The following is a 13,040-nucleotide window of genomic DNA, read 5'->3' as shown; positions in this document are numbered from 1 at the left end:
CTTCAGCTTATATTCTCCACACAACAGCCTCCTGACTGCGGTAGAATTCGCGCTGAGAAGCCTCGCTTACCGGAGGTGTTTCGGCCAGAGTTGCCTCTAAGTTCTGCATGTCCCACGTAATCGTATAGCCCGCTTTTCGGCGTGCTTCCAAGCATTTGTCAAGTTCATAGCGTGCCCGCGACTTGTCGACATCATACAATAAGCCGGCTAAAACGAAGCGCATATGCTGGTTGAAACGCTCGTCGCGCTGTGTTGAAATGGCTTTACAGAGCAGGGCTATCCGCTGTTGTGGGTCGTCAACAAGCCTCGAAAACTCATGAAAGAGATAAGACTGCCGCTTATGATTTTGTATCAATCGGCGGTAAATATGAATGGCCTTGTCTTTCTTTCCCATGATTTTATAAATTAAAGCCTTATGGCGTTGGAAGTTCATGTTATAGGGACTGTGCTTCAAAGCCTCGCTCAATATCGGCACAGCCCTTAGTGCCATGTCGACCGTTGGCTTTGCTTCGACCTCCTTAAACACTTTACCGACGATGCGGATTGCCGTCGATGGCACGAGATGTCCATTCGTCTGGCCCATCATCCAATCCTCTTCAGAGAGCCGTTCGATGCCCCAGGCGGTAATAAAGTCAAGCATTGAGAATGCAGGATGGTGGTCGAAGACGAGTATTGCAGCACGCATCATGGCCGTTTGTCCCTTATAATCGCGGTCGTCCATGGTGGGGTAGAGGCGCAAAAGACTTTGAAATATCTTGTAAGCCTCCTCTAACCGTCGCTGCTGATAACGCAAACGCATCATGTCAACGCCTATCCAAAACATGGCAATCGTGGTGTAATGTCCCTTATGTTGTGCGTAGAGAGGTCGGATTGCAGCATAAGCTTCCTCGATTCTCCCCTGCTTTCGCAGTTCAAAAACAGTCTTCACATCCATGGCTTTGTAGGTTATTGGTTACTGCAAATATAAGGATTATCGAGGAATTTATCAAGAAAGACAGAGGAATAAAAGTAAAATAAGAAGTTGTTTCTTTGCATGATGTTGAATCATAAAGCAAAGAAAACCGCCCATAGGCAGTCATGTTATTTGAGATAAAACTGCTTTCGGGAGGCTATAATGTCTTCCATGTTGTCTGATGCCCACGTGAGAAGATTGTCAATAAGTGGCAGAAGCGACAGGCCTTTCGCAGTCAATGAATACTCCACACGAGGCGGAACTTCGGGAAAGACCTCACGTTTTATCAATCCATCTGCCTCAAGTGTCTTGAGCGTTGCTGTCAAAATCTTCTGCGAAATATCGGGAATATTGCGCTGCAATTCCTTAAATCTAATTGTAGGATGACTTTCCAAGGTGAACAATATCAGCATAGACCACTTGTCTCCCACACGTGAAAGCACGTTGCGTACAGGGCAATTAGGATAGAGTGCATTGCGAATTTCATTGTTTTTCATATTCTTCCATATTCTATTTCTATGCACAAAGTTAAACTCCGTGGGATAGAATGCGAAAGTTTTATGGTTAAACAATGTAAAAACTTCTATCTCGTTGTGCCCTCACTACCCATTACTTACCTCTAAGTAACTATCTCACATTCTTGTACCTACTTGTGTAATCCACTGATTACAAATACCTTTGCAACAGAAACAACTGACATATCAAACCATAAATTAAAAGAACAAGATTATGAAAACAATTGAAACTGTCAAGAATGGAAAGAACTTTACAGTAGTAAATGTAGGCAAACTAAGTGACATCAAGGACTATGTATTGCCACTTGGTAACATTGAAATTCCTGGTAAGGTGTTTGCAGGCCAGGCCTTACATGCCACAGGAAGTGAACTCTCCTTTCAGAGTTTTGCGCCTGGACAGGATAGCGGCTTCCTGCATACTCACAAGAATCACGAAGAACTCTACTTCATTCTCAAAGGCGAAGGCCTTTACCAGGTAGACGGAGAAGAGGTTTCTGTGACCGAAGGAAACATTATCCGAGTGGCTCCCGAGGGTCGACGTGCACTCAAAAACACCGGAGACAGCGAGCTGTTAATGCTCTGTGTGCAGTACAAGGGCAACACTTTCACTGCAGAAGATGCAACAGACGGCAACATTTTGAATGATGAATTGAAATGGTAGTCGACACGCTTTTTCCCACTTGTCCGGTTCGCAATGTCCTCGCAAGGCTTTGCGAACCCGACGCATTATGGGTCATTCAGCTGCTGGGCGAAAGGCAAATGATGACACCAGATGAGCTCTGTCAAGAGATGAAAGGGCTGAACCAAAATCAAATCTTGGCTGCAGTTACCCTCCTTGTAGAGGATAATATCATGATACTCAACGGGAAAAGCTATCGTCTTTCGCCTTTAGGAAAGTCGCTGTTGCCTGCTGTAAAGGAACTGATAGACTGGTGCATACAACATGAAACATGCTTTCTGCCACAATAATCAAGTTGTTGTCTTCCTTGCTTTCACGAACTTTTCAACTCCTCTTCGTATGGAGTCAAGACCGAACGCATTGGGATTGATTTTCTCTAACGGCATCCAAAAGGCTTCAGCTGCATCGTCCAAAGCCTTCACATGACGCTCATCGGCCACCTCACAAGCAAAGAAAAGGTCGAGCGTGGGCAAGGTTACACCACTGAACTCATACTGATTGGGGAAACTGAATAAATAGCGAAGTGCCGTAACTTCAAGGCCTGTTTCCTCCTTTACCTCACGGATAACCCCCTCTTCTGCCGTTTCATTCATATCAGCAAAGCCTCCGGGAAGGTCGAGAGTGCCTTTTGCGGGAGCGTTTTTCCGCCTCACAACGAGCAGTTCCTGTTGCTGATTGAAGATCAATGCCACGTTAGCACTGCTGGGGTTCATAAAATATTCAAAGCCACAATCCCTGCAACGGCGACTCTTTTCGCTGTCAAGAACGAAATGAGAAGAACCGCAAAGCGGACAGACTGCCATTCTTTCTAAAAGCATCATCGGTTTTCTTATTCATTGATTATTGCTGCAATATTACGATTTTTTCATTATCTTTGCAACTATAAAAGGCTAAAACAACAAAAAAGAAAAACAAAAAGATATGAGAACAAAACACTTGATGCTGGCCGTTATGGTGTTTTTCAGCATTGGAAATGCCGTGGCACAAGAGCCCACGGAAGTCAATCTGTGGCAAGGGAATGCCCCTTTCAGCAATGGAAATGCCACTGATACGGCGAAAGTCTACGTCTATCTGCCCGATGCCAAGACTGCAACGGGTCGGGCTATCATTATCTGTCCCGGCGGAGGATACGCTCAATTGGCCATGAACCACGAGGGAAAAGACTGGGCAGGTTTCTTCAATAACATGGGAATTGCAGCTATTGTGCTGAAATACCGCATGCCCAACGGCAACCGTGAAGTGCCTATAAGCGATGCCGAAGCAGCCATGCGGCTCGTCCGTGCCAATGCTTCTTCATGGCATATCAACCGCAATGATGTCGGCATCATGGGGTCTTCGGCTGGCGGTCACTTGGCTTCTGTGATTGCAACACACAGCACCGGCGATGCAAAACCCAACTTCCAAATTCTCTTTTACCCTGTCATCACGATGCTTAACGGCTATGCTCACCAACACAGTCATGATAACTTCTTGGGTAAAGATGCTACGAAAAAGGATGAAAAAGAATACAGCAGCGACATGCAGGTGACACGGGTAACACCCCGCGCATGGATTGCCTTGAGTGATGACGACAAGGCCGTCATGCCGTCAAATGGCGTCAACTATTACTTGGAACTCTACAGACACGACGTTCCTGCATCGCTGCATGTCTATCCAAGTGGCGGACATGGCTGGGGCATCCGACCCAACTTCAAGTTTCACGCCACGATGCTTCAGGAGCTGAAAGACTGGTTGTTGCAGAAATAATGCCTCAACCTGCATGCTGTTTTGACAATTCTGTCGACATGATATGACAAAGGGGAACACATCATGATGTATTCCCCTTTATTCGTTGTCAATGGAAATAAGCCCCGAATTCATACGAGTAGCAATCCATTGTACATCAAGGAGTTAGTTGCTCTTAGTCAAACGCCCCTGAATATCCACATGAACAAGCGTTGTAACTTGCGTCATATGAGCGTGCAATTTGACCCATTTCATCGTGTAATATGCGTCATATGAGCGCGTAAAATGACCCATATTGCAACGCCCCTGAACAGTCGTTGGAATTTGACATGATTTACATGACCTGTCGGGAGCACTTATCATGCCGATGATGGATATTGTAAACGGGTGCTCCTGCTTACCTTTTCCATTCCCAAGAACAGGCTGTGCATCATTGCACTAAGCCCGTTTATCTCTTCTTCAAGATGCGTTGTGCACAGTCGGCCAGCACAACTACTGCCCCCGCAAGAATTGCCGTATCCTTGATCACCAATCGTCCTGCACCCGATAATAAAGGAAATCCATGCTCACCACTGCCTAAATCGGGCACCCAACACTCGGGGGTTGTGACGAGAAACGAAAGCGTTCCAAAGGTCATTAATATGACGAGACCTGTTCCAACAAAGCCAATTTTCGGGAACCAAATGCCTAAGAGCGTCAAGATTCCAAAGGACATGATCAGCAATCCCAAACCATGTGAGAAGCCATATGTGTTGTTCTCCTGGTGCCATTCATGCTTCACCTTGTTGAATTCGCCTTCTTTCAACTTGTAATCTTTATATTCAGGTGCTTCCTTCTCATAGAAAAAGCTCATGAACGGACTGTTAGCTACGAACGGAACGATGCCTTCGGCTTCATAATTCCAGAACTTTAACCCACCAATCCATATGAAAATAATAAAGATTGCGACACGAATTAAATGAACTCCAAAGCCTTTCAATGAGGCCGAAATATTGAGTACGGCCTGTATCAACGTTGTTATTCTTCCCATTTTCAATAAAGTTTATTTCGTTAATAATCCTATTTTAAATTGCTATATCACAATGATGACATCCGAAATAGCGTTGCAAATATAGTGAATACAATTGGAAATCATATGAAAAAACATCGTAAAAGATAAGAAAATACCATAACCATGGTACGCTTTCTGATGCTTCTCATCTATCAGATAGATACAAACCATTTCTTAAAAAAACAGAAAAAACACCATATAATAAGGTGTAACGTGAAAGTTTTCATTATTTTTGCGCCCTTGAATAAATGTTCATAAAGGAGTATGCAAGAGAATTTAGTTATCGTAGAAAGCCCGGCAAAGGCCAAAACTATTGAGAAGTTTCTGGGCGAGGACTACAAAGTGATGTCATCATACGGACACATTCGTGACCTGAAGAAAAAGGAACTGAGTATTGATCCAAAGACTTTGGAACCGGATTATGAGATTCCTGACGAGAAGAAAAAACTGGTTTCTGAACTCAAGTCGAATGCCAAGAAAGCGAAAAAGATATGGTTGGCTTCCGATGAAGACCGCGAGGGAGAAGCTATTTCATGGCACCTTTGCGAGGTGTTGGGGCTTGATGAGGCAAAGACAAACCGCATTGTGTTCCATGAAATCACGAAATCTGCCATTCTTGATGCTATCAAATCACCCCGTCATTTGAATATGGATTTGGTGAATGCTCAGCAGGCACGACGCGTTCTCGACCGTTTAGTCGGCTTTAAACTTTCCCCTGTTTTATGGCGTAAAGTGAAGCCCGCGTTGAGCGCAGGTCGCGTACAAAGCGTGGCTGTCAGACTCATTGTTGAACGCGAACGCGAGATACAAGCTTTCCATAGCGAACCTTATTACCGTGTCAATGCACTGTTCGGCATCACCAATGCTGACGGAAGTCAGAGCGAAGTAAAGGCCGAATTGGACACTCGTTTCAAGACTCATGGAGAGGCTGTTGCCTTTCTTGAGCAGTGCAAGGATGCCAAATTCACCGTAAGTAACATTACAAAGAAGCCGCTTCGCCGCACACCTGCGCCTCCTTTTACCACCTCTACACTGCAGCAAGAGGCTGCAAGGAAGTTGGGGTTCACCGTCAGCCAGACGATGATGGTGGCGCAACGCCTTTATGAAAGCGGCCGTATCACCTACATGCGAACCGACTCTGTGAACCTTTCTTCATTGGCAATCAACACCAGCAAGGATGAGATTATCAAGCTTTGGGGCAAGGAATACAGCAAAACCCGCAACTATCACACGCATGCAAAGGGTGCACAGGAAGCGCATGAAGCTATCCGTCCGACCTTTATGAGCCAAACAGAGATTGACGGAACAGCACAGGAGAAGCGGCTTTATGAACTGATATGGAAGCGAACAGCAGCCAGTCAGATGGCTGATGCGCTGATTGACAAGACCACGGTAACCATAGATATCGCCGGCAGTCAGGCCAAGTTCATTGCCAACGGTGAGGTAGTTACCTTCGATGGCTTCCTGAAAGTGTACCGCGAATCAACCGATGAAGACGACAACAACCAGGAAGAAGCTACGCACATGCTGCCGGTAATGCAGGTGGGTAATGTGCTTGAACGCCGCGAAATCACTTCCACAGAACGCTTCAGCATGGGTCCAATCCGCTACACGGAAGCCAGTTTGGTACATAAACTCGAAGAATTGGGCATCGGACGTCCGTCAACCTATGCTCCAACTATATCGACGATACAGCAACGTGAGTATGTTCAGAAGGGCGATAAAAAGGGAGAAGAGCGCACATATACTGTCGATACGCTGAAAGGAACGAAAGTAACGAGCCGCGAACGCAAGGAGATGGTGGGCAGTGAAAAGGGAAAACTGCTGCCAACGGATATCGGAATAGTCGTCAATGACTTTCTGATGGCCAACTTCCCTGATATCATGGACTACAACTTTACAGCCAAAGTAGAGCAGCAGTTCGACCGGATTGCCGAAGGAAAAGAGGAGTGGAACACGATGATGAAAGTCTTCGACAAGAGCTTTGAGCCTACGGTTGACAAGGTGATGAACGCCCGTTCGGAGCACAAAGCAGGCGAACGACAACTCGGAAAAGAGCCCGAGACAGGCAAACCTGTGTTTGTTAAGATCGGAAGATTTGGCCCGGTAGTTCAGATTGGGTCTGCAGATGACACGGAAAAACCGCGCTTTTCACAGCTCCCGAGCGACAAAAGCATTGAGACAATAACGCTCGAAGAGGCCTTGGAACTATTCAAACTGCCGCGCACTATCGGCGAATTTGAAGGCAGCGACGTAGTAATCGGTGCCGGACGCTTTGGTCCTTACGTGATGCATAACAAGAAATATGTGTCTCTCCCCAAGGGAACTGACCCCATGAAAGTAACACTTGAAGAGGCCATTCAACTCATTGGAGAAAAGCGCGAACAGGAACAGAAGCGACATATCAAGGCTTTCGACGAGGACGCTAAACTCGAAGTGCTCAACGGTCGCTATGGCCCTTACATCGCATATGACGGTAAGAACTACCGCATGCCAAAGGCTTTACACGAGAAAGCAGCCGAACTGAGCTACGCAGAATGTATGGAAATCGTGAACAATGCACCCGAACCGAAAGGTAGGAAAAGGAAGTAAATGAGGCGAATCATACTCATCGGATACATGGGTGCCGGCAAAACAACTGTCGGGAAAGCCCTCGCCAAAGAACTGCGCATGCCTTTCTATGACCTCGATTGGTACATAGAAAGCCGCATGCACAAGACTGTGAAGGCGATTTTCGATGAACGTGGTGAAGCAGGTTTTCGCAAAATAGAGCATAACATGCTGCATGAGGTGGCCGAATTTGAAGACATTATCATCAGCTGTGGCGGTGGAACGCCGTGCTTTTTCGACAATATCGACTACATGAACAGGCAGGGAGAGACGGTCTATCTGAAAGCAACGCCCGAGGTTCTCTACGGACATTTGAAGATGGGAAAAACCATAAGACCTCTCCTCTTGAATAAAACAGCCGATGAAGTGCAGGTCTTTATACGTGAACAATTAGCACAACGTGAGCCTTATTACAGCAAGGCAAAGCACGTGCTCGACGTCAACCTGCTGGATGATTACGAGAAGATTAAAATATCAGTTGAACAATTAAGAAACATGCTGTGCCTTTAACAGTACAGCAAAAAGATACAGACGACTCTTAAAATTACGTTTTTTTGACAGAGAATGAAAAAGTGGACGATTGACGATTCAAAGGAACTCTATAACATTAATGGTTGGGGAACCTCTTATTTTGGCATCAATGAGAATGGGGATGTCTATGTAACGCCTTGTAAAGACAACACTCAAATCGACCTGCGCGACGTCATGGACGAGCTTGCCTTGCGTGATGTTACGGCACCGGTACTGCTCCGTTTCCCTGATATTCTCGACAACCGGATAGAGAAAACGTTTAGTTGTTTCCAGAAAGCAAAGGCAGAATACAACTTCAAAGCCGAGAACTTTATCATCTATCCCATTAAGGTGAACCAGATGCAACCCGTGGTTGAGGAGATTATCTCCCACGGACAGAAATTCAATCTTGGTCTTGAAGCCGGTTCAAAGCCCGAGCTTCACGCTGTCATTGCCGTGCAGTGCAAAAGCGATTCGCTCATTATCTGCAACGGATATAAGGACGAAAGCTACATTGAACTGGCGTTGTTGGCCCAGAAAATGGGTAAACGCATCTTCATTGTTGTTGAGAAACTCAATGAATTAGACATCATTGCACGCGCTGCCAAGAAGCTGAATGTGAAGCCTAACCTTGGCATTCGCATCAAATTGGCATCTTCGGGATCAGGCAAGTGGGCTGAAAGTGGGGGTGATGCCTCTAAGTTTGGCCTCACCAGTGCAGAGTTGTTGCAGGCTTTAGAGAAACTCGATGCCATGGGAATGCACGATTGTCTGCGGCTCATCCACTTCCATATCGGCAGCCAAATCACGAAAATCCGCCGCATTCAGACCGCACTCCGCGAGGCCGCACAGTTCTATGTGAACCTCCACAAAATGGGATATAACATTGATTTTGTTGATTGTGGCGGTGGACTTGGCGTCGACTACGACGGCACACGCTCATCAAGCAGCGAGAGTTCTGTCAACTATTCCATCCAGGAATACGTCAATGACTGCGTTTATACGTTTGTAGATGCAGCTGATAAGAACGATATCCAGCATCCGAATATCATTACCGAAAGTGGGCGAAGTCTGGCAGCTCACCACTCCGTTTTGGTCATTGATGTGCTCGAAGCAGCCAGTCTTCCAGAAATGAATGAAGCATTTGAGCCCAAAGAAAGCGATCACCAGCTCGTCAAAGACCTTTACGAGATTTGGGATAACCTTGACTCTCGTTCGATGTTAGAGGACTGGCACGATGCCGAACAGATACGCGAAGAGGCACTTGAGCTATTCTCTCACGGCATCGTTGACTTGAAGACGCGGGCTGAAATCGAGGCAATGTACTGGAGTGTATGCCATGAAATCAACACGTTGGTAAAGACAATGAAACACATTCCGGAGGAACTCAGAAGCTTAGATAAGCTACTTGCCGACAAATATTTCTGCAACTTCTCTCTCTTCCAAAGTCTTCCTGACAGCTGGGCTATCGATCAGTTGTTCCCGATTATGCCTATACAGCGACTCACAGAACGACCAACACGCAATGCTACTCTACAGGACATCACCTGCGACAGCGACGGGAAAATCGCCAATTTCGTTACAGATGGCCACGTGGGGCATGTGCTCCCACTCCACCCCTTGAAGAAGAATGAACCCTATTATCTTGGTGTTTTCCTCATAGGAGCCTATCAGGAGATTCTCGGCGACATGCATAATCTTTTCGGAGATACCAATGCTGCCCACGTATCTGTCAGGGATGGGAAGTATCATATCGACCAAATCTTTGACGGAGAAACCGTAGAAGAGGTGCTCGACTACGTGCAATACAACCCTAAAAAGCTTGTACGTCAGCTCGAACAATGGGTTACCAAGAGCGTAAAACTCGGTAAAATATCGCTTGAAGAAGGCAAGGAATTCCTCAACAACTACCGTTCCGGACTCTATGGATATACCTATCTTGAATAGTTTATAAGCCCAGTTACACCGAATAGTCCCCATACATATTTCTTAATGAAGGTTAAAACTAACAGTGTTCTGTAACAAATCAACTTCCAATTCGTCAACAATATAGAGCGCAGATGAAGAATATCAGCTTTCGAAACGATGTATTGCCGCTGAAGAATAAACTCTACCGGCTTGCGCTACGCATTACAATTGACAGCGCAGAAGCCGAAGACATCGTGCAGGAAACACTGATAAAAGTCTGGAATAAACGCGAAGTTTGGAACGAAATAGAGTCCATCGAGGCTTTCAGTCTCACCATTTGCCGCAATTTAGCACTTGATGCTGTCAAGAAACTCAGCAACAACAACGACTCTCTCGACAACAAAACAGCACCAGACTGCGCCTATAATCCCTACGAGGAGATTATCCATCGCGACCGTATCAAGGTGGTAAAGCAAATCGTAGACAGTCTTCCGGAGAAACAACGAAGCTGCATGCAGCTCAGAGATTTCGAAGGAAAGAGCTACAAAGACATCGCTGACGTGCTCGGGATAACCGAAGAACAGGTGAAAATCAATATCTACAGAGCACGTCAGACCGTCAAACAAAGGTTCCAAGAAATAGAAGATTATGGATTATAAATACATCACACAGCTACTTGAGCGCTATTGGGAAGGCACGACTTCTCTTGAAGAAGAACAAATTCTCAAAGCCTTTTTCAGCCAAAAGGACATACCGGCTGAACTGCTCAGATACAAGCCTCTGTTCGACTATCAGACAGCCGAGCTAAGGAAAGACGTGCTGGGTGATGACTTCGACGAGCGCATTTTGTCTCTCATCAATGAACCTACGCCGGTCAAAGCCCATATCATCACGCTGCAACAAAAGCTCAAACCGCTGTTCAAGGCAGCTGCTATCGTGGCCATTATGCTCACATTGGGCAATGCGGCGCAGGTTTCCATGACAGACAATTCGGCCTCAACGGTGCCGAGCAGTAATATGAATGCCGTCACACATAAGGGCAAGTCGGTAGCCTTAGGCGACTCCGCCGTTATCGATACCATTCAACATAGCAGTATCGAAGCTGTCGAGACGCCGACTCAGTCCATATTAAAATAGAACATTTCTATGCTTTCTCTATAAATCATGTTTAATTAAAACAACAAACGAAACTGTGAAGTTTCATTTCTCTCAAATTTTTCATAACATACTAACGACAGAGGGCCTGGACTCAAAGATGAGTCGCAGGCCCTCTCGATTTTGGACTTCAACCCATTTCATACGTTGTAAGTTATGCTTTATATCTTAAGGAACAAAACTCCACAGGAATAGGAGTAACCTCATCAGAAACCACAGGAAATGCCGAAATCATACCGCTCTTTATTCCCAATATTGTAAATTTTATATCCTAAAAATCCACACTTCAAAAGTTGACCAAATAGAAATGAAAAGTCCATTTCCATGCTTGTGCAAAGCCATTTTATGGCTTCGATGCCCCCATTTCTATCCCTTTAGTTTGCCATTTCAGCCACTTTACGCCACAATCTGCATCATTTTATCGTGTAAAGTGAATGGAGTTACCACGCCTCTTGACGCGGATTACACAGCCATTTGATGCAAATGACGACATACATTGACGTCAAAAAGCACATGAATTTCAATCAAGAGAGGTAACATCTTGATGCTCATAACATTACAAAACATTCTCAAAACTCGCGTATTTCCACCCGAAGGAAAGTTATTTTTGAATACGCAAGCTGTGCGAAAGCATTTGTAAAATATATTCAAAACAAGGGAAATGCAGAACTACACCGCTCAAATCAGTCAATCACTAAAGTGGTCAAACGGTCTTCACTCATGATTTCTACGGCCACTTGCTGCAGGCTTTCAGCTGTGATTTCATCGATATGACGGAACAAGGAAGTAATATCGCGCTCCCAACCATAATGCAGAAAGCTCTTACCGAAATCGAGAGCGAAGTTCTCCCGATTGTCACATGCCACGCCAATCTGTCCCTTAATCTGCTTCTTGGCAGCACGAAGTTGCGCTTCAGAGAGGGGGTGTTGGATGACGCGGTCAAGCTCTTTACGCACTAAGCGCAGGCATTTCCTGACATCTTTCGGGTCGCAACCGAAGTAAGTTGCCCATACTCCTGTGTCGCCATAGCTTACCATTGAACTCTCAACCACATAGACTAAGCCATGCCGCTCACGCAGAGAGAGGTTAAGACGGGCATTCATTCCAGGCCCACCAAGAATGTTGTTAAGCAGATAAAGGCTTACTCTTCGTTCGTCATGAATGTCATATCCACGGTTCCCTATCATGACATGAGCCTGATGTGTGCCGTGATTTTTCTCGATGAAATCGGGGATATTCGGAGGTAAGGGCTGATTTAGTGCAGGTTCAATGATAGGCTTTGACGGCATGAAATCGCTCATGGCACGTTCTAAAAGCCGCACAATCCGTTTGAAATCTACATCTCCATAAATGAAGAAAACACTGTTTTCGGGACGATAGAACTGCTGTGTGAAACGCTGTGCATCGGCAGTCCGGAAGCTGCGCACACGTTCTGTTGTACCCAAAATATTATGTCCTAAGGGATGACCGGCAAAGAGAATATTCTCAAATTCGTCATAAATGAGTTCGGCAGGCGAGTCGTTATAACTCTCGATTTCATCGCAAATTACTTCCACTTCCTTGTCAATTTCATGCTGTGGATAGACGCTATGAAACACAATGTCTGTCAACAGGTCGATTGCCCGAGCCGTATGTTCTTTCAAAATAGCCGCATAATAGACGGTGTCTTCCTTGTTGGTGAAGGCATTAAGATCGCCACCTACGCTCTCAAGAGCATTGCTGACATGCCACGACCTACGCCGTTTCGTGCCCTTGAACGTCACATGTTCGCAGAAATGCGCCATGCCTTCCTGCCCTGGTTCCTCGTTGCGTGTGCCCACATTCAGTTCATATCCGCAATAAACCACGTTCGAATCAGACGATTGATGAATGATGCGAAGCCCATTGGAAAGCGTTGCTGTGTTATAGATTTTCATGCATGCAAAGTTACTTAAA

At 45.7% G+C, this 13,040-nt stretch carries 13 protein-coding genes; 8 read left to right on the top strand and 5 right to left on the bottom strand.

The features are described 5' to 3' along the window. Positions 1 to 7 precede the first annotated feature (7 nt). Both EL210_RS02185 and EL210_RS02180 read right to left on the bottom strand, forming a co-directional pair. A complete protein-coding gene (locus EL210_RS02185; RefSeq protein WP_018919756.1) occupies positions 8 to 934 on the bottom strand; it encodes a tetratricopeptide repeat protein in 927 nt (308 codons plus the stop codon). 146 nt (positions 935 to 1,080) lie between these two features. After that, positions 1,081 to 1,449 (bottom strand): winged helix-turn-helix transcriptional regulator, encoded by a 369-nt coding sequence (locus tag EL210_RS02180; protein ID WP_018919757.1) that lies wholly within the window; start codon positions 1,447 to 1,449, stop codon positions 1,081 to 1,083. Between the two features lie 232 nt (positions 1,450 to 1,681). Here EL210_RS02180 and EL210_RS02175 point away from each other — a divergent pair, with 232 nt between their 5' ends. Continuing rightward, positions 1,682 to 2,128, top strand: a complete 447-nt coding sequence (locus tag EL210_RS02175) for a cupin domain-containing protein (protein WP_018919758.1) — start codon at positions 1,682 to 1,684, stop codon at positions 2,126 to 2,128. Beyond that, positions 2,122 to 2,436: a winged helix-turn-helix transcriptional regulator gene (locus EL210_RS02170; RefSeq protein ID WP_018919759.1), complete on the top strand. Its 315-nt coding sequence runs from the start codon at positions 2,122 to 2,124 to the stop codon at positions 2,434 to 2,436. Before EL210_RS02175 ends, EL210_RS02170 begins: the two co-directional genes overlap by 7 nt. Here the strand turns inward: EL210_RS02170 and EL210_RS02165 are convergent, their stop codons facing one another. Beyond that, positions 2,437 to 2,967, bottom strand: coding sequence for an NUDIX hydrolase (locus tag EL210_RS02165; protein ID WP_018919760.1), 531 nt, complete (start codon positions 2,965 to 2,967; stop codon positions 2,437 to 2,439). A 100-nt stretch (positions 2,968 to 3,067) separates the two neighbouring features. Here EL210_RS02165 and EL210_RS02160 point away from each other — a divergent pair, with 100 nt between their 5' ends. Then, positions 3,068 to 3,892 carry an alpha/beta hydrolase gene (locus tag EL210_RS02160; protein ID WP_026285900.1) on the top strand — a complete coding sequence of 275 codons (825 nt, stop codon included), beginning with the start codon at positions 3,068 to 3,070 and terminating at the stop codon, positions 3,890 to 3,892. 427 nt (positions 3,893 to 4,319) lie between these two features. Here EL210_RS02160 and EL210_RS02155 read toward each other — a convergent pair whose 3' ends face one another. After that, positions 4,320 to 4,901: a DUF417 family protein gene (locus tag EL210_RS02155; RefSeq protein WP_018919762.1), complete on the bottom strand. Its 582-nt coding sequence runs from the start codon at positions 4,899 to 4,901 to the stop codon at positions 4,320 to 4,322. Positions 4,902 to 5,186: 285 nt separating this feature from the next. Here EL210_RS02155 and topA point away from each other — a divergent pair, with 285 nt between their 5' ends. From topA to EL210_RS02130, 5 genes are all read left to right on the top strand, one after another. After that, entirely contained in the window at positions 5,187 to 7,514 is a 2,328-nt protein-coding gene (gene topA / locus EL210_RS02150) for a type I DNA topoisomerase (protein WP_018919763.1), read from the top strand. Next, a complete protein-coding gene (locus tag EL210_RS02145) occupies positions 7,515 to 8,042 on the top strand; it encodes a shikimate kinase (RefSeq protein ID WP_018919764.1) in 528 nt (175 codons plus the stop codon). A gap of 54 nt (positions 8,043 to 8,096) precedes the next feature. After that, on the top strand, positions 8,097 to 9,989 hold the full coding sequence (gene speA / locus EL210_RS02140) for a biosynthetic arginine decarboxylase (RefSeq protein ID WP_004373412.1): 1,893 nt from the start codon (positions 8,097 to 8,099) through the stop codon (positions 9,987 to 9,989). A 113-nt stretch (positions 9,990 to 10,102) separates the two neighbouring features. Then, a complete protein-coding gene (locus EL210_RS02135) occupies positions 10,103 to 10,609 on the top strand; it encodes an RNA polymerase sigma factor (RefSeq protein ID WP_018919765.1) in 507 nt (168 codons plus the stop codon). Further along, positions 10,599 to 11,087 carry a pyruvate ferredoxin oxidoreductase gene (locus EL210_RS02130; RefSeq protein ID WP_018919766.1) on the top strand — a complete coding sequence of 163 codons (489 nt, stop codon included), beginning with the start codon at positions 10,599 to 10,601 and terminating at the stop codon, positions 11,085 to 11,087. The genes EL210_RS02135 and EL210_RS02130 overlap by 11 nt, the downstream gene beginning before the upstream one ends. A gap of 701 nt (positions 11,088 to 11,788) precedes the next feature. Here EL210_RS02130 and EL210_RS02125 read toward each other — a convergent pair. Continuing rightward, a complete protein-coding gene (locus EL210_RS02125; RefSeq protein WP_018919768.1) occupies positions 11,789 to 13,021 on the bottom strand; it encodes a M16 family metallopeptidase in 1,233 nt (410 codons plus the stop codon). Positions 13,022 to 13,040 lie beyond the last annotated feature (19 nt).

It is taken from the genome of Segatella oris, assembly GCF_900637655.1.
Lineage (GTDB): Bacteria > Bacteroidota > Bacteroidia > Bacteroidales > Bacteroidaceae > Prevotella > Prevotella oris.
This window is presented reverse-complemented; position numbering and strand designations above follow the sequence as displayed.